This is a genomic window from Fictibacillus phosphorivorans (assembly GCF_007673525.1).
Lineage (GTDB): Bacteria > Bacillota > Bacilli > Bacillales > Fictibacillaceae > Fictibacillus > Fictibacillus phosphorivorans_C.
Genome location: NZ_VDZU01000002.1, coordinates 1 through 23,332, shown reverse-complemented (window position 1 = coordinate 23,332; position 23,332 = coordinate 1). Strand labels below are relative to the sequence as shown.

Below are 23,332 nucleotides of genomic sequence, written 5' to 3'. Positions count from 1 at the left end.
GCGATTCCCAGTCAATCAGGAAATCAATCGTACTTAACCTCAGTCCCATGCGTCCAATCGGCTTCATCCCGTTTCATACCGCCTCTTGCTTCGATCTCTTTAATGATCTCGCGGTGCAGGCTTGTGCCCTCTTCGTTTAAATAAGGAGCTACCTGCTGCAAGGAGTGGTGAAAATAAGCCAGTTCTGCATCTTTCCAATCGGTCTTACTCGTCATACTCAATTCGGTCATATCTCGTCCTACATACATGAGTCGTACCTCCTTTATCAAGAATTCGTTATGGTTTCATTTATCCCCTATATCCCAATGTTTTAATACTGGAAATATCTAATAAAAAAAGTGCTTATAAAAAAGCATGACCCCGGGTAAATTATATTTCGTGGAGGTGAAAAACATGGACAAACAACAAAAACAACAACAACAACAAGCTCGTCAAAAGCAACAAAACGCTCAACAACAACAAGCTGGTCAATCTTACGGGACTGAATTTGCTAGCGAAACTAACGCTCAAGAAGTTCGCCAACAAAACCAACAGTCTCAACAAGGTAAAAACCAACAACAAAAATAACCTCTATCCAGGAATGCTCCCTAATCACTAGGGAGCATTTTTTGGTTTGTCTTCATTTTTTTATCTAACATTCACATGAAGTACATACGTTTTCTAAACAAGACCGATGGGAATACTAGTGACGAGTGGAATTATTTGAAAAAAGGCGCTTTTATGAAAAAAACAGGGACAAGTACATTTCCAAACTATTCTTAAAACGATATAATAAAGAAGAGAAAAAAAGCGTGTGTAATGAAAGAAAGTAATGATCGGGAATCAAAACATTGAAAAAAATGAAGAACGAGGTTTATTAATGGAGCTGGTGAATTACCGACAATTGGTTAAAGAGGAAGGAGAATTAACAATTCAATAGGTAACATTAGCTTCCGGAACTCGGGCAGAAAGGAGAGAGAGATGAGTTTTCCTGCAACCGGAAGTATAATCAATATTCAAAGCTATAAGCATAACGGTTATCTTCATAGAAATTGGGAAGATACGGTTATTTTGAAAGGGACTCCTAGTCAGGTGATTTGCGGCAACGACCGGATTCTTGTTACTGAATCTGACGGACGTCAATGGCGCACTAGGGAACCGGCCATTTGCTATTTTAACGCGAAGCAATGGTTTAACGTGATCGGAATGATACGAGAAGACGGGATTTATTACTACTGCAACCTAGGCTCACCATTCATGTGGGACAAAGAAGCACTGAAGTATATTGATTATGATCTTGATATAAAAGTATTTCCAGACGGAACTTATATCTTATTGGATGAAGATGAATATGAGCTGCACAAAAGAATGATGAGGTATCCGAGTCAGCTTGATACGATCATAAAGAAGAACCTTCAAGAACTAATCTTGATGGTCACACAAAAAAAGGGACCGTTCGAACCTGGATTTGTGGAACAATGGTATGAAAGATATTTAGAATTCCGATAAAAAGGAAAACCTGTTGAAGAGTCAACAGGTTATCCTTTTTTTATCTTTGGTTAACTTGGCGCTTGCCAAGTTTTCTTTTTATGAAGGAAAGAATGGTGAAATTAAATGGATAGTATTAAACGTTATTTGATATTCGTAAAGCCGTACAAGTGGCAAATTTTCTGGACGATCGTAATCGGTTTAGCTAAGTTTGGTATTCCGTTATTAACGCCTCTAATTTTAAAATATGTTGTAGATGACATCATTCAAGTCTCATTGCCGGTAGATGAAAAATTAAACAAACTTTATTGGCTCATGGGTGGGGCTGCACTCATATTTGTAGTGCTTCGTCCGCCGATCGAGTATTGGAGGCAGTATTATGCCCAATGGGTAGGAACAAAGGTTTTATATGACATTCGTGATAAGATGTTTGACCATATACAGCGCTTGAGCCTCCGTTTTTATTCGAACAACAAATCGGGTGAAGTAATTTCGAGAGTCATCCATGATGTTGAGCAAACAAAAACGTTTGTCATTACTGGTCTAATGAATGTATGGCTAGATATGGCCACGATTATTATTGCCGCTGCCATCATGTTCTCTATGGATTTCTGGCTGACTGTCGTTGCCCTATCCATGCTGCCGGTCTACGGTTTCTCGGTAAAATTCTTTTATGCCAGACTTCGTCAACTAACGAAAGATCGTTCACAAGCTCTAGCTGAAGTACAAGGCCACCTGCATGAACGTGTTCAAGGTATGTCAGTGATTCGAAGTTTTGCACTCGAAGATCATGAGCAGGTACAGTTTGATAAACGAAACCGCAACTTCTTAGACCGTGCAATGGATCATACAAAATGGAACGCGAAAACATTCTCGGTCGTAAATACCGTAACAGATATTGCACCGCTTCTTGTCATTGGATTTGCTGCGTATCAAGGTATTCAAGGAAACATTACGATCGGTGCGCTAGTTGCATTTGTTGCGTATATGGATAGACTATATAACCCACTGAGACGACTAGTGAATTCATCTACAACACTGACACAATCGATCGCGTCTATGGACCGGATGTTTGAGTTTTTAGATGAGTCCTATGATATTGAAGATTCTCCACATGCCAAGCCCTTAGAATCCGTAAAAGGGAAGCTTGATTTCGAGAATGTATCGTTCACTTATAACGAGGAAGAAGCTGACGTACTACATAATGTTTCCTTATCGGTGGCAGCAGGTGAAACGATTGCTCTAGTGGGGATGAGCGGAGGCGGTAAATCTTCGTTGATCAGCTTGATCCCGCGCTTTTACGACGTTTCAGAAGGAAGTATCAAGCTGGACGGAACAGATATCCGTGATTTTAAAGTGCGCTCTCTAAGAGACAACATCGGTATGGTTCTTCAAGATAATATTCTTTTTAGTGAATCCGTTCGAGCGAATATTCTTATGGGTAATCCAGAGGCTACTGATGAAGAGATGATTGCGGCTGCAAAAGCAGCTAATGCACATGAATTTATAATGAACTTACCTGAAGGTTATGACACGAAGATCGGTGAACGTGGAGTGAAGCTATCTGGTGGTCAGAAGCAGCGTGTGGCTATATCGCGTGTCTTTTTAAAGAATCCACCGCTTCTTATTTTAGATGAAGCAACTTCCGCACTGGACCTTGAGAGTGAACATTTGATACAAGAAGCTTTAGAAAAACTTGCAAAAGATCGAACAACGTTCATTGTGGCTCACCGACTTTCCACCATAACTCATGCAGATCGAATCATCGTGATCGATCATGGCAGAATCGTAGAAATTGGTAATCATAAGAAATTGATGGAAAAACAAGGTGCTTATTACGACCTTTTCATGGTTCAACAATTAAATTAAGATCGTCCGAGACCGGCAGAGATGCTGGTCTTTTTTCGTTTAAATGTAGATAGATATCATACGAAAGAACTACAACATAAGACATATTTGTCGATTATTCTGAAAATTAAATATTGTCAAATTGTCAGAGTAGTGTCATAATTCTCAACAGAGAAGTAATATTCTAGGAAATTTGGCAGCTTAGAGAAAGGAGTGAGATCTCATGGGAAATCCAGTTCTAGAAGTGAAGAACTTAAGAACTTCTTTCCTTACAGACGATGGCGCAATCCCTGCTGTGGACGGTGTTGATTTCCACGTTAATCCTGGTGAAGTGCTAGGGATCGTAGGAGAATCGGGCTGCGGTAAAAGTGTGACATCACTATCCGTAATGGGACTTGTACCTACACCACCTGGGAAAATTGAAGGAGAGATTCTCTTTAAAGGTGAAAATCTTGCTTCAGCACCAGAAAGAAGGATGCGGCAAATTAGAGGCAATGAAATCGGGATGATCTTTCAGGAGCCGATGACAAGCTTGAACCCGGTTATTACAATCGGTGAGCAGCTTATTGAATCACTGCGCATACATAGAAAATGGTCCAAAAAAGAAGCGATGGGTAAAGCCATTGAGATGCTTAAGCTGGTGGGACTTCCACGAGCAGAGGAACTTGTAAAAGAATATCCTCATCAATTATCAGGAGGTATGCGTCAGCGTGTCATGATCGCCATGGCTATGATCTGTGACCCTAAACTTCTGATAGCGGACGAGCCTACTACTGCTTTGGATGTTACGATTCAAGCCCAAATCTTAGACTTGATGAAACGATTAAACAAAGAAACAGACACCGCCATCATGATGATCACACATGATCTAGGTGTCGTGGCAGAGATGTGTGAGCGAGTCGTTGTTATGTACGCTGGAAAAGTGGTCGAAGAAGGTGAAGTGAAAACCATCTTCCAAAATCCGAAACACCCTTATACGGTAGGGTTGATCAGATCCGTACCAGACATGAGGGAGAAGGTCGGCCGTCTATATTCTATTCCAGGAAACGTACCAAAACCTGGTTCGATCACCACAGGTTGTTCGTTCGCACCGCGTTGTGAGCATGCAGGAACAAGGTGTATATCCGAAACTCCTCATCTTAAAACTCAAGAAGGCAGTCATCAAGTCAGATGCTGGCTTTACGAGGACGGGAAAGGAGTGAATCTGCATGAGTCAGACACAGCCATTAGTTAAAGTTGAAAATTTAAAGATGCACTTTCCGATTAAAGGCGGAATACTGAGCAAGACCGTTGGCGAAGTAAAGGCAGTAGACGGAATCTCTTTTCACATAAAAAAAGGAGAGACCCTCGGCCTCGTAGGAGAGAGCGGATGTGGTAAGTCCACGACGGGACGCATGCTCCTTAGACTTTTAGAACCTACTGAAGGAAAGATTTACTTTGAAGGTGAGGATATAACAAAATTATCCTCGAGCGAGATGAGAAAGAAACGCCGAGAGATGCAGATGGTGTTTCAAGATCCCTTTGCTTCCCTTAACCCGCGTCATACGGTTGAGAAAATTTTAGAAGAGCCATTAATCGTTCATGGTGTAAAAGATAAAGCGGAACGAAAAAGACGAGTAAAAGAACTGCTTGAAGTTGTAGGACTCTCAAGCTGGCACGCGAAGCGATATCCTCATCAATTTTCAGGAGGACAAAGACAGCGTATCGGAATCGCACGTGCACTTGCCGTGAATCCGAAACTCATTATCGCGGACGAGCCAGTATCTGCACTGGATGTTTCCATCCAATCTCAAGTACTGAACCTTTTACAAGATCTTCAAAAAGAGTTCGACCTTACGTATTTGTTTATCGCGCATGATCTTGGTGTAGTCCGCCATATCAGTGACCGAGTGGGAGTTATGTATTTGGGTCATATCGTAGAGCTTGCTGAAAGTGAAAAGCTTTATGATGATCCGAAACATCCATATACACAAGCTCTTTTATCAGCCGTTCCGATTCCAGATGTGGAGCACCGGAAAGACCGTGTCATCCTGCAAGGAGATGTACCGAGTCCTTCAAATCCTCCAGCTGGTTGTCCATTTCACACACGTTGCCCTGCAGCGATGGATCATTGCGGAACCGTAAAGCCTGTTTTAAAAGAAGTTGCTGAAGGCCACTACGCTGCCTGCCATCTTTACGAATAACGGCAGACACGTACATATAAACAAAGGCACAACTAAAATGAGAACTGGGGGAAAGAAGATGAAGAAAAGTTTATTAACTTTATTTGCTTTAATGCTTGCTTTATCTCTAGCGTTGGCAGGGTGTTCATCAGGCGGGGATAGCAGCAAAGGTGGAGACGACGATAAAGTCGATCCGAACAATGTCATGATCTACGGTCGTGGCGGAGATTCTGTTGCACTTGATCCAGCTGTTGTTACTGACGGTGAGTCTTTCATCGTAACAGAGCAAATCTATGAGCCGCTTGTAAACTATGGAAAAGATAATACAGATATCGTTGAAGGTCTTGCTAAGAAATGGGAAGTTTCTGAAGATGGCTTGACGTATACGTTTGAGCTTGAAGAAGGTGTAAAATTCCATGATGGCGAGAAGTTCAACGCTGATGCGGTTATCAAGAACTTTGAGCGTTGGGCTAAGAGTAAAGACGAAGAGAAGTTCTATTACTACAAATCTATGTTTGGTGGCTTTGAAGGTGACGAAGGTCACGTAATTGAAAGCATAAAAGCTGATGGCGAATATAAAGTAGTGTTTAAGCTTAAGCGCCCTCAAGCACCGTTCTTAAAGAACATTGCAATGAGCCCGTTTGCTATCGCAAGTCCTAAGTCATTAGATGGCGACAAGCTAAGCAAAGAGCCAGTTGGAACAGGTCCTTTCAAATTTAAGAGCTGGAAGCCAAACGATACGATCGTTCTTGAGAAGAACGCTGACTATTGGGTAAAAGATCTTCCAAAACTTGATGGAGTAACATTTAAAGTAATCAAAGATAACTCTTCTCGTTTAAATGCGTTAACAAAAGGCGAGATCGATCTCATGGATGGTTTGAACCCATCTGATATGAAAAAAGTTCAAGATAACGGCAAACTTCAATTGTTTGAGCGTCCTTCTATGAATGTTGGTTACCTAGGATTTAACGTTGAAAAAGCTCCATTCGACAAGAAAGAAGTTCGTCAGGCGATCAGCCACTTGATCGATAAGCAAGCGATTATCGACAACTTCTTCGAAGGAACTGCAGAGCCGGCTAAAAACCCAATGCCTCCTTCAATCAATGGTTATAACGATAGCATTCAAGACCGTGAGTACGACGAAGCTAAAGCTAAAGAACTTTTAGCAAAAGCAGGTGTACCTGATGGCTTCAAGATGGACCTTTGGGCAATGCCTGTAGCACGTCCATACATGCCAAATGGACAAAAAGTTGCTGAAGCAATCCAAGCGAACCTTGCAAAAGTTGGAATCGAAGCTAACATTGTAACGTTTGAGTGGGGTGCGTACCTTGAAAAGACACGTAATGGTGAAGCACCGGTATTCATGCTAGGTTGGACTGGTGATAACGGAGATGCAGATAACTTCCTTTACACATTACTTGATAAAGACAACATTGGATCTAATAACTATTCTCGTTACACGAATGAAGAAGTTCATAAGCTATTACTAGAAGCGCAATCTACTCCAGATGAAGATACGCGTGCTGAACTTTACAAAAAAGCACAAGAGATCATTCATGAAGATGCTCCTTGGGTACCGCTTGTTCACTCTAAACCGCAATTAGCAGGTGCTAGCAAGATTAAAGGATTTGTTCCTCATCCTACAGGTTCACAATCTTTTGGAGACACATCTTTCGAATAAAGTATGGCGGGGAGTATGGAGCAGATCATCCTGCTCCCCTTTTTTTTGCACCATGAGAAAATAAGTTAACTCGCAATCTTTACAGAAAGAGGTGACCAGATGTTTGCCTATACGATCAGACGGTTAGCAACACTAGTCCCAGTACTATTAGGGATGACATTTATTGTTTTCATGATGATTCGTGCTATACCGGGGAACCCAGCACAGTTAATTTTAGGGCAACAGGCGACACAAGAAGCCATTGAAGGATTAACAAGAAGGCTTGGCTTGGACCAGCCCTGGTACACGCAATTTTTTGCTTATATTAAAGGATTAATTACAGGAGATCTAGGTGTTTCTTTAAAGACCAATGTTCCGATCTCTGAGGAAATTTGGCCGTATCTAGCAGCAACAATGGAATTAGCTTTTATTGCAATGATTATTGCAATCGTAGTAGGAGTGAATGCAGGAATCATTTCTGCATGGTTTCAAAACTCGTGGTTTGATTATTCAGCCATGGTACTCGCACTGATCGGTGTTTCGATGCCTATTTTCTGGCTGGGGTTGATGGAACAGTATGTGTTCTCCATTCAATTAGACTTATTGCCTACTACAGGGCGGGATAATATTCGTGTTCCGGTTGATCCGATTACCCACTTATATCTAATTGATACACTCATTCAGGGTAGGTTTGACCAATTCACTGAAGTAATCCGCCATCTCATTCTGCCAGGTGTAGCACTAGGTACAATCCCTATGGCAATCATCGCAAGGATGACGCGATCCAGTATGCTTGAGGTCATGCGTTCAGATTATATTCGTACTGCTCGTGCAAAAGGAATGAAAATGTTTTGGGTAGTGTACAAGCATTCTTTGAAAAACGCAATGATTCCAGTTGTTACGGTTATCGGGTTGCAAACGGGACTTCTACTAGGAGGAGCAATCTTAACTGAAACAATCTTTGGATGGCCTGGAATCGGAACGTATATATATGATGCAATTTCCTTCAGGGATTATCCTGTTATCCAATCAGGAATCCTTGTGGTCGCTACCATTTTTGTATTAATTAATCTTCTCGTAGATCTGCTGTATGCAGCGATCGATCCGAGAATTAAATTTAAATAAGGAGGAATAAGAGCATGTCAGAACAACTAGCTAAATCAACACCTCCATTAGTTCCGCAACATGTGCCAGCTCCAGTTGAAGACAAAGTTATTTCTCCTTGGAAAGAAGCATGGAGGAATTTTAAGAAGAACAAAATCGCTCTTGTTGGGCTATCTATCGTTTCATTTTTTATAATTCTAGCTATATTTGCTGATCTAGTAGCTCCCTACCATTACAGAGACGGAAATTTGGCAGACAAACATATTTCACCTTCTGCTGAACACTGGTTTGGTACCGATGAATTCGGTCGAGATATTTTAAGTAGAATCATCTACGGCGCAAGAATTTCCCTATGGGTAGGTTTCTTTTCAGTAGCAGGATCAGTGATCATAGGTTCACTATTGGGTATCATAGCTGGTTATTATGGAAAATGGATTGACGGTATCATATCCCGCATTTTTGATATTTTGCTCGCATTTCCAAGTATCTTACTTGCCATTGCCGTAGTATCTGTACTTGGGCCATCATTAAAAAACGCGTTGATCGCGATTGCCATCATTAATATTCCAACGTTCGGAAGGCTATTACGATCCAGGGTACTAAGTGTAAAGGAAGAAGAATATATAACTGCTGCTCGAGCTATAGGTATGAGTGATTTCAGGATATTAATCCATCACATCTTGCCGAACAGCTTAGCTCCTATTATCGTTCAAGGAACACTTGCGATAGCAGCAGCTATAATCGAAGCAGCTGCTCTCGGGTTCTTAGGAATGGGTGCACAGCCACCAACTCCAGAGTGGGGTAAGATGCTCGCAGATTCAAAAGACTTTATCATTCAAGCGCCATGGACCGTATTGTTCCCAGGCTTAGCGATCATGCTCACGGTACTCGGATTCAACCTGATGGGTGACGGTCTGCGTGATGCACTAGATCCACGGATGAAGAGTTAGAGATTAGTTGTAAATGAGGAGTCTTGGCTTTGGCCAGGCTTCTTTTTTATGTGGTTTTTTCTAGGAGGGGGGTTAGGTTATATTTGCGGGATTTTGTTGAACCTGATGTAGGAAGGTTTAGAGATCGAAATAAATGGTTAGTTTGATAACTTGAACTTAAGTGTAAGTATTTCATAGCCTCACGATTGGATATTTTAGAAGAAATTAAATATGCGTAGTCTTGTAAAGCTTCAACATGAGCAATTTTTGAGGAAGTATTGCAAGGGTGGCAATGCCAGGATCCCCATACATATGTCATAATTGATTGATCACATGATGGACATAGAACGCCGGTTATTAAATCTCTTTTATTAATCTCAAAAAGTTCACAAACATCTGGATCATAAGATGAACTTACATTGGAAAGGTATTTTATTAGTTTTTTTATTTGTTTTTGTGTTAGGACAGTATGCTTGTTCTTTTGTATGAACTCTTGGAATTTCTGTTGTAGGCTGGGGCTTTTAATTACTTTTTCATAAGCTTCTTTATATGTAGGAGTAGCTTCAATGATCACATTTGGATTGGTCATGACTACAAGAGATTCAATGGGTATGGGAGCAGAGTATTTTTGTTGGAGAAGTATTTCATTTAAGTGATATCTTTGCCGTTTAACCTGTTCGATTGGATTAGAGAACGCTTCTTTCTTTCCGTCATATGTTCTGATGAGTTGTGAAAATTTATCATCAAAAAATAAATGTCCCGTCAAGTTCTTTATTTCTAAAATTGTTAAGAAATTGGGAGTAATGGCTAGAGTATCCATTTGGAAATAGTAGTTATCATGGAGAATTCGAATTCCGTGAAGTAAATTGACGTCATTTTTAGGTAAGTAGCGATAAAAATAGTTTAAAGATTGTTCACCCTTGTGCCCAGAGGAATGATTTCGCAATTGTTCTTGCAATTCTTTTCTTTTTGAATGGTTTAGAGGTGTTCTTCTTATTAATTTGGATAATTTTATAACTATAGGCGGCGCTTTTCTATCATTTTTTATAAAAATCTCTCCTTTAAATTAATTACATATTAATTCTATCTCAGTTTGCAACATTCTGAAGTGTAACGCAAAAAGAACTTTACCTAATACCGGAGTCCAAACTAATTAATTCTAGAAATATTGACTATAATACGGCGAGAATTAAGCGTAATACGGCAAGTTTTTTCAATAATACGGCGAGTTTTTAACATATAACAGCGAGTTTACAAATTACGACAAAATTCGCACGCCGCCTTCGCAAAACCACCACACCCACCAAAAAAACCAACCCTAAAAAAAAGGCTGGCTTCCAATACACAATATTAATCCTCTAACCGCTGATCCAACTGAACTTCACTGTCTTCCTGGTGGTAGTTCTTAAAGCTTTCCACCAAAGTGTTTAAGTGCTCCAATTGGTCTGCGTAATCTATGATCAGGGCGAAGACGGGGAACAGCTCAATCCAATCTTCGTTCTCTGGGTTTTTGTAATAGCTCATGATACAGGTCATGAGTGCTTTTTTGTTGATGGCCTCATCCATATCAAGTGTATGTTGCGCACGGATTTTGTCCGTGTACTTCAACAACATTTGTTCATGGAAGTTGGTCAAGCCATCCAGTTTTAATTGAATCAGTTCTTGAAGAGGTTCCGGCATGTTGTTCAACTCATTTTCATGACTGTGAAGGCTCTTCAACAGTTCAAGTGCTTTGTTTGTTGTTTGAATCATCTGGCGGTAAAGAACCAGCTTACGTGTTTTCGTATACTTATTGCTTCTAAAATAAGTACGTTCTTCTTTATACAATAAGTAATATTGATCCATCTTAAAGCGGTTTTCTTTTAAGCGTGGCAGATCCTCTTTCAGGGCACTATGTTCTGTAGCATGACGGGTAATCATGCGAATCCATTTTATGATTTCGTCCGTGTGATCGGATATTTTATAATACAGCTTTGTTTCGTATTTAGGCGGCATGAATACCAGGTTAACTAAGAACGCTGATAATACGCCGAGCATGATCAATAAGAAACGATCGATCGCAAAACCGATAAAATTCTCTGTATGGCTCTCCATGATTACGATTACGGTAACGATGGATAACGGAATCGTTTTCTCGATCTTCATCTTTAAGTTCGCTGCGATAACAAGTACGACAACGAATCCGATAACAAATGGGTTGTTGCCTAATAAAATAACAAAAATAATAGCAAAAAGGGCACCAACCACGTTACCTTGAACTTGTTCTAAAATGGTTTGATACGATCTATAGATGGATGGCTGGATCGCAAATGTAGCGGCAATCGCGGCAAAGGCTGGTTGTTCCAATTGAAACAACATCGCTAAGTAGATCGATAAAGAAATGGCTAAACCCGTTTTAATCATTCGGGCTCCTAGTTTCATAACTGCGATAATTCCTTTCTCATAAAAAATGTTAATAATCTCAAACACTATAAACTGTTTCGTCCTTTTAATCAAGTAAATATCTGTTAACAAATTGTGAAAAGTACACACCTATAAACCTTATGAAAATCAAACACCCTCTATTACAGGTTTTCCCTTAAATCAAAAAAAGAATCCGTGCGATGACGGATTCTTTCATTTACATATAAAAACTTATAGTGAGCTGAATGCTCTCCCAGCTGCTTCGATCGTTGCGCGAACGTCGTCTTCGGTGTGTGCAGTTGTTAAGAACATCGCTTCGTATTTAGATGGAGCGAGATTGATTCCTTCATGAAGCATATGTTTAAAGTATCTTCCGAAAATCTCACCATCTGTTGCTTCTGCTTGTACATAGTTCTCAATTTTTTCATCGGAAAAATAGAGCGTTAGAGCACCTTTCAAGCGGTTGATCGTTACGGATACACCATATTTCTCAGCTTGTTCAAGCAAACCTTTTTCAAGGATCGCACCCAAGCGGTCCATTTCCTCGTAAACGCCTTCTTGTTTAAGAACTTCTAAACAAGCAATACCCGCTGAGATTGACGCTGGGTTTCCTGCCATCGTTCCTGCTTGGTACGCAGGTCCTAGTGGTGCTACTTTTTCCATGATCTCTTGTTTACCGCCATATGCGCCGATCGGCAGACCGCCACCGATAATCTTTCCAAGCGCTGTCATGTCAGGTTTTACACCTAAAAGATCTTGTGCACCTCCATACATGAAACGGAAAGCGGTGATCACTTCATCATAGATTACAAGTGCACCGTGCTCATGAGTAATGTCGTTAATAGCTTGCAAGAAGCCTTCTTTCGGTTCAACGATCCCAAAGTTTCCAACGATCGGTTCCACTAAAACAGCAGCGATCTGATCACCCCATTTATCCATCGCCTCACGATAAGCATCAACATCATTAAATGGAACGGTGATTACTTCTTGTGCAATAGATTTCGGAACACCAGCTGAATCTGGGGTACCTAATGTAGATGGACCAGAGCCAGCCGCGACTAAAACTAAATCGGAATGGCCATGATAGCAGCCAGCGAATTTGATGATCTTATCGCGTCCTGTGTAAGCACGGGCAACGCGGATTGTTGTCATAACCGCTTCTGTTCCAGAGTTTACGAAACGAACTTTATCCATGGCGGGCATCGCTTCTTTTAACATCTTCGCAAATTTAACTTCAAGAGAAGTAGGCGTTCCATAGAGAACTCCGTTTTCTGCGGCTTTCACGATCGCCTTAGTGATATGAGGATGAGCATGTCCGGTAATAATAGGACCATAAGCAGCTAGATAATCGATGTAACGGTTACCGTCTTCATCCCAAAAGTATGCGCCTTGTGCGCGTTCCATAAATACAGGTGCACCACCACCAACTGCTTTAAAAGAACGGGACGGACTGTTTACACCGCCAACAATATGTAGAAGCGCTTCATCATAGAGTGCTTCAGATTTCGTGTGATTCATCTATAAATACCTCCTGTAAACGATACGTCTGTTAAGTTCAATTCATATTGTAGCATGAATACGCGTGAGGGACAGGGGTGGGAATCTATGACAAAACAGTCGAAAGCAGTCTCAACTATTTGAGTTTATGAATGGGATTGGAGTAAACTATTCGAGTGCCTTGAGTTTCTCTTGCATGAAATTGGCAAAATTGTTGCTCTTGAAAGTAGTTGATTTCCGCTCCAGGATGCTTGCTTTCCGCGGGGCAGGCGGTGAGCCACATTTGAACGTTTCACTCTTAAGTGTCTCACCTGCCCGCCTGTCCCGCAGGAGTCTCGCACCTTGCGCTCCAATCAACTTGTCATTGAAGAAAGATGCTTCAAACGTCAAGCAGCATCTTATAAAAAGAGTCTAATACCTATATTTTACGGAGGCATTCTTATGCAGAACGTTATAGATGTACAAGGTTTAAAAAAAGAGTTTAAATCCTTCTCCAGCCGATCAGGTCTGAAGGGGGCGTTTCGTGATCTTTTTACACGAAATTATATGATCAAGACAGCAGTAGACGATATCTCTTTTACGATAAAAAAAGGAGAGATGGTAGGTTATATTGGTGAAAACGGTGCTGGTAAATCGACTTCCATCAAAATGCTGACAGGTATACTCACACCTACTGACGGAAAGATTGTCGTCAACGGCATGAATCCACATAAAGAGCGGGAGAAGTTCGTAAAAACGATCGGTGTCGTCTTTGGACAAAGGTCGCAGTTATGGTGGGATATAGCGGTTCAAGAGTCATTTAGATTATTGAAGAAAATCTACAATGTTCCGGATCAGCAGTACGAAGAACATATGAAAGACGTAATCGAGACGCTTGATATTGGGCCGTTGCTTGATAAGCCTGTTCGAAAGCTTTCACTCGGACAACGTATGCGCTGTGAATTAGCTGCAGCCCTTATTCATAATCCACCGCTGCTCTTTCTAGACGAGCCGACAATCGGACTTGATGTATTAGTAAAACTAAAGATTCGTGAGTTTTTAAAGAGAATTAATGAGAAGTACGGTACGACGATTCTTTTAACAACGCATGACCTTTCTGATATAGAAGCGCTTTGTGAACGAGTGGTTATGCTCGATGAAGGAAAAATCATCTATGATGGACCACTAAAAGAGCTTCGTGAAAATTGGGCAGAAGGAAAACAGATTCAGTTTCAGTTTAGTGAAGAAGCGACGTTGGAAGAGTTGCAGCATCTTACGCAAGAACATCTCGTGGTTTGGGAAAAAGGCGAAAGTGATCTTGTTTGGGTGGCATCTGTTGAAGCCGAAGAAACTGTCATCTCAGGTGTGATCGGAAAAGTTACTGCGGCTAAAAAGATTGCTGATTTGAAGATTCTCGAGATCTCAACAGAAGAGATCATCCGAAATATTTATGTTGAAGGTGCTGTTCGTCATGGGTAAGTATATCGAGATGATTCGCATCCGTTTTCTAATGATGCTCGCATACCGAACGAACTATTACAGCGGAATACTCATTTACAGCATCAATATTGGTGCGTATTACTTTTTGTGGAGTGCCATTTATGGTGGGAAAGAAAACATTCAAGGTCTGTCTATCACACAGATGACAACGTATATTGCTGTTGCGTGGATGGCTCGAGCCTTTTACTTTAACAACATCGACCGAGAGATTGCGATGGAGATCAAAGAAGGAAAAGTGGCTGTTGAGATGGTTCGTCCTTATCCGTATTTAAACATGAAGATGATGCAAGGATTGGGTGAGGGGATCTTTAGACTTTTATTCTTCTCTGTTCCTGGCATGATTATCGTAGCGCTCGTGTTTCCTATAGAACTCTCAACGAATGCTAGTACATGGTTGTTATTCTTCCTATCGATTACGTTTAGTTTTATTATCAACACACAGATTAATCTATTAGCTGGTATTGCCACTTTCTTCTTATTTAACAATGATGGCTTGATTCGTGCAAAACGTGTTGTGATCGATTTATTTTCAGGACTTATCTTACCGCTCAGCTTCTATCCGATGTGGGCTCAGAACGTGATGAGCTACTTGCCTTTCCAAGGCATCAGCTATATCCCGAGTATGATTTTTACTGAAGGGTTCAAAGGCTCACAAATCTATGAAGCCCTTCTCAATCAGGCAATATGGTCGCTGCTCTTGATCATTCCAGTTTATGGTCTTTGGATTTTAGCGAAGCGTCAGCTTGTGGTTCAAGGGGGTTAATAGCAGATGGAGTATATTTCAATCTTTTTTCAATACGTCGGACAATATTTAAAAACAAGACTTACGTATCGTGCGGATATGGTAGTGGAAATTTTTTCAGATCTATTGTTTCAAGCGGTTAATCTCGTTTTCATTCTAGTTGTTTTCGGACATACAAATTTACTGGCAGGATGGAGGAAGGATGAGATGATCTTCATTTACGGATTCTTCTTAGTTCCATTCTCGATCTTTGCTTCATTCTTTAACATTTGGGATTTTACAGACAGATATATTGTAAAAGGCGAGATGGACCGTATCTTAACAAGACCTGTTCATAGTCTTTTTCAAATCGTGCTTGAACGGATGGAGTTAGAATCACTTTTCGGTGTAGTGACAGGATTAGTTGTGATGTTCTATGCAGGTGATAAGCTTGGTCTAGAGATGAGCTGGTACGATCCGTTTATTTTTACCTTGTTGGTTATCGGCGGTGCGCTCGTATACGCAGGAATATTCATCTCACTTGCCACGATTGGTTTTTGGTCTGATTCCAGAACAGATATTATGCCTATGATGTACAACATTGGAAACTACGGAAGATATCCTGTTGATATTTACAACAAAGTAATCAAGTATGTGTTAACGTGGATTCTTCCATTCGCGTTTGTCGGTGTATATCCATCTTCCTATTTCTTAGAACGTGAAGAGTGGTATACGTATGCCTTCTTAACGCCAGTTGTTGGACTCGTGTTTTTCTTAATCGCTGTAACGTTATGGAACGTTGGAGTAACAAAGTATAGAGGCGCTGGTAACTAGTCATTTATGATGTTGAACGTCTTTCAAGAAGTGGATCCTGGTATGTAGGAATCCACTTCTTTTTTCGTCTAAAATGTTCACCCGGACTTAAGACCTGTTTATGATCTCGTAATTCCTTATGCTATATATAACGATTGGAATCTTGTAAAATAGGAACATACTAAATAATGCATCCAGAAATGAGGAAATACATATGAAAATCATGGTAATCGCAGGAAGTCCGACAGCAGAATCAAGAACAAGAGGAATTGCGCAGTTCGCTGCTGAAACGTTGAAACAGATGAATGTTGAAGTGTTGTATTTTGATGTAGGAATCGATAAGTTACCTCTATTTACAGGAGATGCTACGACAGCTCAGAATGAAACGGTAAAAAAGCTTGCTGAATATGCAGAACAAGCGGATGGGTTCTTTGTAACGAGCCCAGAGTATCATAGCGGAATAAGCGGAGCGCTAAAAAATGCGCTTGATTTCCTAGGAGGAAAACATTTTAAGAATAAACCGTCAGCGATTGCTGTTGCTGCTGGAGGCGGGAAAGGCGGAATGAACGCATTGACCAACCTTCGCACTGTGCTTCGTGGTGTATATAGCTTAGTACTGCCCGATCAATTTATTGCAGATCCGGTTAATTTTGATGAAGGCAACGTACTCGTTGATGAATTGGCACAAACGCGTGTGCGTGAATTAACAATTCAGTTAAAAGAATTAACAGAAGTCGTTTCAGTAAACCAAGCAAAATAATAAACCCGAAAGACAGTCTGTGAAAAAGCAGACTGTCTTTTTTGATCATAAGGCTGTCCTATTCAATCCCTTTTTTTCATAAGATAAAGAGAGGTGGACAGAATGGAAAATGCTGTTTTAGTAATCTTGATCATAACAACGGCTAGTCTCATTATCCGTAGTATATGGATGCTCTTTAAACATCCTGGAATTAAAGAACATCTGATGCCAGCAAGTCATCTGCTGATTTTGTTCATCGTGTACGGAACAATCATCTCAGGATTTGGACTCATTTATGCCCTTATCTCTTTAATGGGCTATCCCGTCATCAAACTAGAATTGAATCAGAGTGACTTTTTCTCTTTTATAGAAGCATGTATCTATTTCAGTAGCACGACGATTCTGTCCGTAGGTTATGGAGACATCGTACCTGTTGGAGCAGGAAGGTGGATAGCCGCTCTTCAAGCATTGATCGGGTACTTGCTCCCGATTGCTTTCGTACTATCTTCTGTTGTTCACCATAACAGAACAGCAAAATAGTTGTTGGAAAATAACGAAATAGGCTACCCTTAAGGAAGATGAATCTTTAAGGAGGTCTCAATGCGATGACAATAGAAACAGGAAGCAAAGCGCCAGATTTTAAATTACCGGCAAGTAATGGAGAAGAAGTTACATTAAAAGATTTTAAAGGAAAAAATGTAGTTCTCTACTTTTACCCCAAAGATATGACGCCAGGCTGTACCACGCAAGCATGTGATTTTAGAGATCGTCACGAAGACTTTAAGAAACAAAATACCGTAATTCTAGGCGTAAGTCCTGATCCATTAGCACGACATGACAAATTTATTGAGAAGCATGGTCTGCCGTTCATCCTTTTAGCTGATGAGGAGCATAAAGTGGCTGAGCTTTACGATGTGTGGAAACTGAAAAAGAATTTCGGTAAAGAATACATGGGGATTGAACGCTCTACGTTTATTATCGATGGAGAAGGAAACATCGCGAAAGAATATCGAAAAGTGAAAGTGAAAGATCACGTAGAAGAAGCATTACGATTTATCCAAGAAAACTTAGTATAGAAAAAAGCCCTCGAGAAATCGGGGCTTTTTTACTTTTAATTCAAGGGTTTAGCTCTCCTGAAGTTCTGTAACAGGAATGTCCATCTCTTGATCGGGTTGCTCTCTTGTGTAAGCTCTAGCAGTTTGATTGTTTTCATCAACAGATTGAAGCCATACAGGAGTTCCGTTATGAAGCACTATGATCTCTTTTTCCGACTCAATGATCTGTTGAGCACGTGATACGTTCATGAATTCATTCACCTCCACGCCAAATAGTATGCAACAGAGACTGATAGACTATGCTTTTCCTTCTTAATAAATAGGCATGATGGCTTATGCGTGATAAAATGAAATAGTGTGAATTTTATAACAGATAATTTCGGGGGTTATACATAATGAGAGATGAACGTTTAACAACGTTGGCAAAAACATTGCTGACTCATTCACTTAAGGTTGAAAAAGGGCAAAAAGTACTTATTACTTCATTCTTAGCAGGGAAGCCACTCGTAAAAGAGCTCGTTCAAGAAACATATAAACTAGGAGCTTTTCCTTACGTTCAACTTGCGGATGAAGAGATTTCACGTGCGTTAATGATGGGTTCTTCGAGAGAACACTCTGAGGCACAATTGAAATGGGATCTTGCACGCATTGAAGATATCGATGCGTATATCTCGATTCAATGTAAAAACAATGATGCAGAGTTCTCGGAAGTTCCAAGTGAGATCTTCCAGATGAAAGCAGAAATCAATAAGCCTGTTCAAAACATGATCATCAATGACCGTCAATGGGTATTATTAAACTACCCAACTACAGGTCTCGCACAAATGGCTAAAATGAGCTTAGAAAAGTTCACAGATTTTGTACTTGATGTGTGTAACGTGGATTATAAGGCGATGGCTGAAGCACAAAAACCACTTCATGCTTTAATGGAAAAAACAGATAAAGTACGCATCACAGCTCCGGGAACTGATTTAACGTTCTCGATAAAAGGAATTCCTGCTGTAATGTGTGCAGGTGAAAATAACATTCCTGACGGAGAAGTATTTACGGCACCAGTAAAAGACAGTGTGAATGGAACCATTACATATAACACACCTTGTCCTTATCACGGTACAACGTTTAACAACGTAAAACTTACTTTCAAAGATGGAAAAATCGTTGAAGCCACTTCAGACAACACCGAAAAATTAAACGAAATCTTTAATACAGATGAAGGTGCTCGTTATGTTGGGGAATTTGCGATCGGTGTAAATCCTTTGATCCAACATCCAATGGGAGATATCTTATTCGATGAAAAGATTGGCGGAAGTATCCACTTCACGCCTGGAAGAGCGTATCAAGATGCATACAACGGAAACGAATCAGGCATCCACTGGGATATGGTATTGATTCAGCGTCCAGAGTATGGCGGCGGGGAAATCTACTTTGATGATGTATTAATCAGAAAAGACGGTTTGTTCGTTCTGCCAGAACTTCAAGGTCTTAATCCAGAGAACCTTAAGTAGTATTTTGCATTAGAGGGATACCGCGGCTTTTACTTCATTGAGAAAGTTGATTGGAGTGTAAGGTGCGAGACTCCTGGGGGATCAGCGGGACAGGTGAGACTCTTAAAAGTGCAAGGCACTAAGAGGCTCACCGCACGCCCCCCGGAAAGCGAGCATCCTGGAACGGAAATCAACCGCCCACATGAGGCACAATGCCTACCTCAAACAACCCAAACAAAACAGCAACAACTTAAAAAGCGGGGAGCACGTCCCGCTTTTTCTATTCCATGAAAAGAAGGTGTTTCTTATGATTCTTTCAAGTGCACGATTACGAGATGAGATAAAGGACGAGCTAAAGAAACGGTTTCCGAATGAAGAATTTCATTTTTACAACAACATGAAAGAAGCTAAGGCGTATCTTAAACAAGCTGAAGTCTTAGTATCCTATGGAGAAGACCTGACTGATGAGTTGGTTGCTGAAGCAAAAGAACTAAAATGGATCATGGTCATTTCAGCTGGTCTTGATAAAATGCCTTTTGAAGCTTTAGAAAAACAAGATATTTTGATTACGAACGCAAGAGGTATCCACAAAACACCTATGGCGGAATATACGCTTTCCATGATGCTGCAAGTTTCACGCAAAGCAAGTCTGCTTTTAGAAAATCAAAAACAGCACACGTGGGATCGAAAAGTGCCGATGACTGAGATCTCAGGAAAGACGCTTGGTATACTAGGAACAGGAGCAATTGGATGCGAGATAGCAAGACTCGCGAAAGCTTTTAACATGAAAACCATCGGATTTAATAGAAGTGGTAATCCGGCGGAAAACTGTGATGTGATCGTGGATAAAGAAGGAATCTCCACTCTGTACGCAGAAAGTGATTTTATCGTGAATGTTCTCCCATCGACACCACAAACGTATCATTTCGTCGGAGAGAGTGCCTTTTCTGAAATGAAACAGCACGCGGTGTTCATTAATATTGGTAGAGGGAAAACGGTAGATGAAAAAGAGCTGATTCGTGTGCTGCGTGAAGAGCGGATTGGCCACGCAGTTCTAGATGTGTTTGAAAAAGAGCCATTAGCAGAAGAAAGCCCATTATGGGACATGAAGAACGTAACGGTTACACCGCATCTTTCAGGGATTTCACCTCAGTACCAAGAAAGAGCGATCGAGATCTTTTGTGATAATCTAACTCTATATAGAAATGATAACCGTAAAGATATGATCAATATCATTCCATATGACCGGGGGTATTAATATGAAAATCTACACAAAAACTGGAGATAAAGGAACAACATCCTTAATTTTTGGTGAACGGGTTTCTAAAAACGACGTGCGCGTAGACGCGTATGGCACATGTGATGAAGCGAATAGTATGATTGGATTTGGCGTAAGCTTGTTTCCTAAGGAAAAATGGGCAGAAAATGCAACGACTGTAATGCAAAAAGTGCAGACTGTTTTGTTTCATGTTGGAGCTGAGCTAGCGACTCCAGCGGGTAAGGAAGTAGCATGGAAATTAAAAGAAGAAGATATCTCATTTCTTGAAGAGACGATTGATCAATGGCAGGTTGGACTGAAACCTTTAAAGCAGTTCATACTTCCTGGAGGATCTCCATCTGCTAGTGCACTCCATACCGCACGAACGATCGCGAGGCGAGCAGAACGTATTGCTGTAGAAATTGAAGGTGTGAATCCACTTGTATTGTCTTATCTAAACAGACTCTCTGATTTTCTATTTGTTGCTGCACGTTATGTAAATGAACAAATGAAAGTGAATGAACCAGTTCTACACGAAGATCATTCATGATTGAGTACTGCATACATACACTTCAATTGACAAAACCTGTAGATAAGCAGTAGACTAATTATAACGATTATAAAGTAAGAATTCTTAAAGAAATGGGGTGCATGACGATGTCAAGCGCTAAGATAAATGCGGCAATCGACAACTTAAAATCAGTAGGTGTACGGATTACACCTCAGCGTCATGCTATCTTAGAGCATCTTATCCAATCAATGTCCCATCCGACTGCTGATGAGATTTACAAAGCGCTGGAGGGGAAATTTCCAAATATGAGTGTAGCAACAGTCTACAATAACCTTAGAGTATTTAAAGAAGCGGGTCTTGTAAAAGAACTGACTTATGGGGATTCATCAAGCCGATTTGATTGTGTGACGACTGATCACTACCATATCATCTGTGATTCATGCGGAAAGATAGTGGATTTCCATTATCCCGGTTTAGATGAGGTCGAGAGTCTAGCAGAATCTGTAACAGGTTTTGATGTAGGACGACACCGTATGGAAATTTACGGAGTATGCCCGGATTGCAAAAGAAAACATTAAAAAAAAGCTGACTTTCCATTACGGTAAGTCAGCTTTATCTATTCTCTTTGCGCATTTGGCGTTTAGAGTTGTATTTTTCATCGAATTCTTCGCCCTCAAGACCCTTATCCATCGTAAGTGGCTGGTTACATGACATGCATGCATCTACACGACCTAGTACTTTCGTTACTTTTCCACAGTTTGGACAGACAACCTGCACAGCCTGAGTAGATATCATACCAATCCAAAAGTAAACACCAGCACTGGCGATCGTTGCGATAAACCCAATCACCATAAAAATAGACATAACGACAAAACTTGTCTTGAAAAACAGGCCTGCATACATGATGATAATACCTATAAACACAAGGCTTAACGCGAACGTACGTATTTTATTGATTTTGCTCGTATACTTTATCATACCTGTCCCTCCTCCGTTCATTAGTATAACATATGAACTCTTAGGAAAAGAAAAAGGATTTCTTTATTTGATGTTGAAAGTAACAAACAGGATTTTGTTAAAATGGGAGATGACCTTCATGGAAGATATTTTACGCCCGCTGTATCAAGAGAGAGCAAGCAACGAAAACACATTAGGAGTGCTTTTTGTTGAAAAAAATAAACCATTCAGCCCTGGCACGGATCACTTTGATTCAATACTTCTTATTATAGTTAAAGAATCTGATCAGCCTTTGATGATTAAACACTATGAGTTTGAGACAACTTCAGCTGCGCTTCACATTGTGACTGAACAATTGCTTAATTCTTGGTTGATGCTCGGTACAAACAAAAGAGCGGTTGATTGGGTGATGAACGGGAAAGTTCTATTTAATAGAAATGAGTACATAACGAGATTGAGGGACCGACTTCACGAGTTTCCGGCTGAAGAGAGAACACATAAGATTGGTCTTGAGTTTGCAAAACTACTCCGCCGTTATAACGACGGAAAAGAACTCTTCCACTCCGGCCATTATTTAGATGCATTCAACAACATCATGCATGCTCTTCATCATCTAGCTCGTTTATCTGTTATTGAACATGGATACTATCCAGAAGTTACAGTTTGGAACCAGGTGAAGATGATTCAGCCTGAAATCTTTAAGTTGTATGAAGAGCTCGTAACTGGAGAAGAGACGATTGATAAAAGAATCGAACTTCTATTATTAGCATCAGAGTTTTCTCTTTCTTCTAAAACTAAATTAGGTGCCCATCATTTGTTGGGTATTATCAAAGAGAAAGATGAATGGGCATATCATGAATTAATGGAACATGATGAGGTTCAAGACTATGCGATCGATCTTCCTATGATTCTTACACACTTAAAAGACAAAGGTTATATAAAGGCTATCAAGCGGGAAACCAAGAGCAAAAATCTGTATCATCGTTACTACTCAATAAAAGAATAAACTTTTTTCTAAAAAGGTGTTGACCTGTTTATCTATATCGTGCTATATTATTTCTTGTCGCTGCGACACACAGAAACAATGTTGCAGTCGGGAAACACGATAAAAAAACAGGTTGACATCTTGTTTTTAAGATGATATCCTAATAAAGTCGCCAAAACGAGCGACACACGAAACACACAGTTCTTTGAAAACTGAACAAAAGAAATAGGTAAGGAATTAAGAATTAATTCCGTCAGTTT

At 40.4% G+C, this 23,332-nt stretch carries 25 protein-coding genes; 19 read left to right on the top strand and 6 right to left on the bottom strand.

Annotated elements, in window-relative coordinates:
• Positions 1-23 precede the first annotated feature (23 nt).
• Positions 24-248, bottom strand: coding sequence for a hypothetical protein (locus FS458_RS17700; RefSeq protein WP_144703871.1), 225 nt, complete (start codon positions 246-248; stop codon positions 24-26).
• A gap of 145 nt (positions 249-393) precedes the next feature.
• Here FS458_RS17700 and FS458_RS17695 point away from each other — a divergent pair, with 145 nt between their 5' ends.
• From FS458_RS17695 to FS458_RS17660, 8 genes are all read left to right on the top strand, one after another.
• Entirely contained in the window at positions 394-567 is a 174-nt protein-coding gene (locus tag FS458_RS17695; protein WP_082861254.1) for a gamma-type small acid-soluble spore protein, read from the top strand.
• Between the two features lie 393 nt (positions 568-960).
• A complete protein-coding gene (ntdP, locus tag FS458_RS17690; RefSeq protein WP_066242704.1) occupies positions 961-1,488 on the top strand; it encodes a nucleoside tri-diphosphate phosphatase in 528 nt (175 codons plus the stop codon).
• A gap of 105 nt (positions 1,489-1,593) precedes the next feature.
• Positions 1,594-3,336: an ABC transporter ATP-binding protein gene (locus tag FS458_RS17685; RefSeq protein ID WP_144703868.1), complete on the top strand. Its 1,743-nt coding sequence runs from the start codon at positions 1,594-1,596 to the stop codon at positions 3,334-3,336.
• A 202-nt stretch (positions 3,337-3,538) separates the two neighbouring features.
• On the top strand, positions 3,539-4,549 hold the full coding sequence (locus FS458_RS17680; protein ID WP_144703866.1) for an ABC transporter ATP-binding protein: 1,011 nt from the start codon (positions 3,539-3,541) through the stop codon (positions 4,547-4,549).
• Positions 4,524-5,498: an ABC transporter ATP-binding protein gene (locus FS458_RS17675; RefSeq protein ID WP_144703863.1), complete on the top strand. Its 975-nt coding sequence runs from the start codon at positions 4,524-4,526 to the stop codon at positions 5,496-5,498. Before FS458_RS17680 ends, FS458_RS17675 begins: the two co-directional genes overlap by 26 nt.
• 58 nt (positions 5,499-5,556) lie before the next feature.
• Positions 5,557-7,158: an ABC transporter substrate-binding protein gene (locus FS458_RS17670; protein ID WP_144703860.1), complete on the top strand. Its 1,602-nt coding sequence runs from the start codon at positions 5,557-5,559 to the stop codon at positions 7,156-7,158.
• A gap of 99 nt (positions 7,159-7,257) precedes the next feature.
• Positions 7,258-8,262, top strand: coding sequence for an ABC transporter permease (locus tag FS458_RS17665; protein ID WP_144703857.1), 1,005 nt, complete (start codon positions 7,258-7,260; stop codon positions 8,260-8,262).
• Positions 8,263-8,276: 14 nt separating this feature from the next.
• Positions 8,277-9,191, top strand: coding sequence for an ABC transporter permease (locus tag FS458_RS17660; RefSeq protein ID WP_144703854.1), 915 nt, complete (start codon positions 8,277-8,279; stop codon positions 9,189-9,191).
• Positions 9,192-9,237: 46 nt separating this feature from the next.
• Here the strand turns inward: FS458_RS17660 and FS458_RS17655 are convergent, their stop codons facing one another.
• From FS458_RS17655 to FS458_RS17645, 3 genes are all read right to left on the bottom strand, one after another.
• Positions 9,238-10,128, bottom strand: a complete 891-nt coding sequence (locus FS458_RS17655) for a nuclease-related domain-containing protein (protein ID WP_186320638.1) — start codon at positions 10,126-10,128, stop codon at positions 9,238-9,240.
• Positions 10,129-10,520: 392 nt separating this feature from the next.
• Complete coding sequence (locus tag FS458_RS17650; protein WP_144704480.1) at positions 10,521-11,591, bottom strand: FUSC family protein; 1,071 nt, start codon at positions 11,589-11,591, stop codon at positions 10,521-10,523.
• A gap of 213 nt (positions 11,592-11,804) precedes the next feature.
• Complete coding sequence (locus tag FS458_RS17645) at positions 11,805-13,091, bottom strand: glutamate-1-semialdehyde 2,1-aminomutase (protein WP_144703848.1); 1,287 nt, start codon at positions 13,089-13,091, stop codon at positions 11,805-11,807.
• Positions 13,092-13,511: 420 nt separating this feature from the next.
• On the opposite strand from FS458_RS17645, the gene FS458_RS17640 reads away from it, so the two are divergent.
• The 6 genes from FS458_RS17640 to bcp all read left to right on the top strand — a co-directional run bounded on the left by FS458_RS17640 (position 13,512) and on the right by bcp (position 17,898).
• The gene (locus tag FS458_RS17640) at positions 13,512-14,528 is read left to right on the top strand and encodes an ABC transporter ATP-binding protein (RefSeq protein WP_144703845.1); all 1,017 of its coding nucleotides are present in this window, start codon (positions 13,512-13,514) and stop codon (positions 14,526-14,528) included.
• Positions 14,521-15,312 carry an ABC transporter permease gene (locus tag FS458_RS17635; protein WP_144703842.1) on the top strand — a complete coding sequence of 264 codons (792 nt, stop codon included), beginning with the start codon at positions 14,521-14,523 and terminating at the stop codon, positions 15,310-15,312. Before FS458_RS17640 ends, FS458_RS17635 begins: the two co-directional genes overlap by 8 nt.
• A gap of 6 nt (positions 15,313-15,318) precedes the next feature.
• A complete protein-coding gene (locus FS458_RS17630; protein ID WP_144703839.1) occupies positions 15,319-16,104 on the top strand; it encodes an ABC transporter permease in 786 nt (261 codons plus the stop codon).
• Between the two features lie 193 nt (positions 16,105-16,297).
• The gene (locus FS458_RS17625) at positions 16,298-16,843 is read left to right on the top strand and encodes an NADPH-dependent FMN reductase (RefSeq protein ID WP_144703836.1); all 546 of its coding nucleotides are present in this window, start codon (positions 16,298-16,300) and stop codon (positions 16,841-16,843) included.
• 102 nt (positions 16,844-16,945) lie between these two features.
• Complete coding sequence (locus tag FS458_RS17620; protein WP_144703833.1) at positions 16,946-17,362, top strand: ion channel; 417 nt, start codon at positions 16,946-16,948, stop codon at positions 17,360-17,362.
• A 65-nt stretch (positions 17,363-17,427) separates the two neighbouring features.
• Entirely contained in the window at positions 17,428-17,898 is a 471-nt protein-coding gene (gene bcp / locus FS458_RS17615) for a thioredoxin-dependent thiol peroxidase (protein ID WP_144703830.1), read from the top strand.
• 48 nt (positions 17,899-17,946) lie between these two features.
• Here the strand turns inward: bcp and FS458_RS17610 are convergent, their stop codons facing one another.
• Positions 17,947-18,126, bottom strand: a complete 180-nt coding sequence (locus tag FS458_RS17610) for an H-type small acid-soluble spore protein (protein WP_144703827.1) — start codon at positions 18,124-18,126, stop codon at positions 17,947-17,949.
• 146 nt (positions 18,127-18,272) lie between these two features.
• Here FS458_RS17610 and FS458_RS17605 point away from each other — a divergent pair, with 146 nt between their 5' ends.
• The 4 genes from FS458_RS17605 to perR all read left to right on the top strand — a co-directional run bounded on the left by FS458_RS17605 (position 18,273) and on the right by perR (position 21,708).
• Complete coding sequence (locus FS458_RS17605) at positions 18,273-19,382, top strand: aminopeptidase (RefSeq protein ID WP_144703823.1); 1,110 nt, start codon at positions 18,273-18,275, stop codon at positions 19,380-19,382.
• A gap of 286 nt (positions 19,383-19,668) precedes the next feature.
• Positions 19,669-20,619 (top strand): D-2-hydroxyacid dehydrogenase, encoded by a 951-nt coding sequence (locus tag FS458_RS17600; protein WP_144703820.1) that lies wholly within the window; start codon positions 19,669-19,671, stop codon positions 20,617-20,619.
• A 1-nt stretch (position 20,620) separates the two neighbouring features.
• Positions 20,621-21,169, top strand: a complete 549-nt coding sequence (locus tag FS458_RS17595; protein WP_144703817.1) for a cob(I)yrinic acid a,c-diamide adenosyltransferase — start codon at positions 20,621-20,623, stop codon at positions 21,167-21,169.
• Positions 21,170-21,276: 107 nt separating this feature from the next.
• On the top strand, positions 21,277-21,708 hold the full coding sequence (gene perR / locus FS458_RS17590) for a peroxide-responsive transcriptional repressor PerR (RefSeq protein ID WP_137792276.1): 432 nt from the start codon (positions 21,277-21,279) through the stop codon (positions 21,706-21,708).
• Positions 21,709-21,742: 34 nt separating this feature from the next.
• Here the strand turns inward: perR and FS458_RS17585 are convergent, their stop codons facing one another.
• The gene (locus tag FS458_RS17585) at positions 21,743-22,108 is read right to left on the bottom strand and encodes a YgzB family protein (RefSeq protein ID WP_066286256.1); all 366 of its coding nucleotides are present in this window, start codon (positions 22,106-22,108) and stop codon (positions 21,743-21,745) included.
• A gap of 118 nt (positions 22,109-22,226) precedes the next feature.
• Here FS458_RS17585 and FS458_RS17580 point away from each other — a divergent pair, with 118 nt between their 5' ends.
• A complete protein-coding gene (locus tag FS458_RS17580; RefSeq protein WP_144703814.1) occupies positions 22,227-23,093 on the top strand; it encodes a nucleotidyltransferase-like protein in 867 nt (288 codons plus the stop codon).
• The last annotated feature ends 239 nt before the right edge of the window (positions 23,094-23,332 follow it).

Bases quoted from the DNA above. Each gene is read 5' to 3' on its own strand.
- FS458_RS17700 (WP_144703871.1), bottom strand. From the start codon at position 248: ATGTATGTAGGACGAGATATGACCGAATTGAGTATGACGAGTAAGACC.
- FS458_RS17695 (WP_082861254.1), top strand. From the start codon at position 394: ATGGACAAACAACAAAAACAACAACAACAACAAGCTCGTCAAAAGCAA.
- ntdP (WP_066242704.1), top strand. From the start codon at position 961: ATGAGTTTTCCTGCAACCGGAAGTATAATCAATATTCAAAGCTATAAG.
- FS458_RS17685 (WP_144703868.1), top strand. From the start codon at position 1,594: ATGGATAGTATTAAACGTTATTTGATATTCGTAAAGCCGTACAAGTGG.
- FS458_RS17680 (WP_144703866.1), top strand. From the start codon at position 3,539: ATGGGAAATCCAGTTCTAGAAGTGAAGAACTTAAGAACTTCTTTCCTT.
- FS458_RS17675 (WP_144703863.1), top strand. From the start codon at position 4,524: ATGAGTCAGACACAGCCATTAGTTAAAGTTGAAAATTTAAAGATGCAC.
- FS458_RS17670 (WP_144703860.1), top strand. From the start codon at position 5,557: ATGAAGAAAAGTTTATTAACTTTATTTGCTTTAATGCTTGCTTTATCT.
- FS458_RS17665 (WP_144703857.1), top strand. From the start codon at position 7,258: ATGTTTGCCTATACGATCAGACGGTTAGCAACACTAGTCCCAGTACTA.
- FS458_RS17660 (WP_144703854.1), top strand. From the start codon at position 8,277: ATGTCAGAACAACTAGCTAAATCAACACCTCCATTAGTTCCGCAACAT.
- FS458_RS17650 (WP_144704480.1), bottom strand. From the start codon at position 11,591: ATGAAACTAGGAGCCCGAATGATTAAAACGGGTTTAGCCATTTCTTTA.
- FS458_RS17645 (WP_144703848.1), bottom strand. From the start codon at position 13,091: ATGAATCACACGAAATCTGAAGCACTCTATGATGAAGCGCTTCTACAT.
- FS458_RS17640 (WP_144703845.1), top strand. From the start codon at position 13,512: ATGCAGAACGTTATAGATGTACAAGGTTTAAAAAAAGAGTTTAAATCC.
- FS458_RS17635 (WP_144703842.1), top strand. From the start codon at position 14,521: ATGGGTAAGTATATCGAGATGATTCGCATCCGTTTTCTAATGATGCTC.
- FS458_RS17630 (WP_144703839.1), top strand. From the start codon at position 15,319: ATGGAGTATATTTCAATCTTTTTTCAATACGTCGGACAATATTTAAAA.
- FS458_RS17625 (WP_144703836.1), top strand. From the start codon at position 16,298: ATGAAAATCATGGTAATCGCAGGAAGTCCGACAGCAGAATCAAGAACA.
- FS458_RS17620 (WP_144703833.1), top strand. From the start codon at position 16,946: ATGGAAAATGCTGTTTTAGTAATCTTGATCATAACAACGGCTAGTCTC.
- bcp (WP_144703830.1), top strand. From the start codon at position 17,428: ATGACAATAGAAACAGGAAGCAAAGCGCCAGATTTTAAATTACCGGCA.
- FS458_RS17610 (WP_144703827.1), bottom strand. From the start codon at position 18,126: ATGAACGTATCACGTGCTCAACAGATCATTGAGTCGGAAAAAGAGATC.
- FS458_RS17605 (WP_144703823.1), top strand. From the start codon at position 18,273: ATGAGAGATGAACGTTTAACAACGTTGGCAAAAACATTGCTGACTCAT.
- FS458_RS17600 (WP_144703820.1), top strand. From the start codon at position 19,669: ATGATTCTTTCAAGTGCACGATTACGAGATGAGATAAAGGACGAGCTA.
- FS458_RS17595 (WP_144703817.1), top strand. From the start codon at position 20,621: ATGAAAATCTACACAAAAACTGGAGATAAAGGAACAACATCCTTAATT.
- perR (WP_137792276.1), top strand. From the start codon at position 21,277: ATGTCAAGCGCTAAGATAAATGCGGCAATCGACAACTTAAAATCAGTA.
- FS458_RS17585 (WP_066286256.1), bottom strand. From the start codon at position 22,108: ATGATAAAGTATACGAGCAAAATCAATAAAATACGTACGTTCGCGTTA.
- FS458_RS17580 (WP_144703814.1), top strand. From the start codon at position 22,227: ATGGAAGATATTTTACGCCCGCTGTATCAAGAGAGAGCAAGCAACGAA.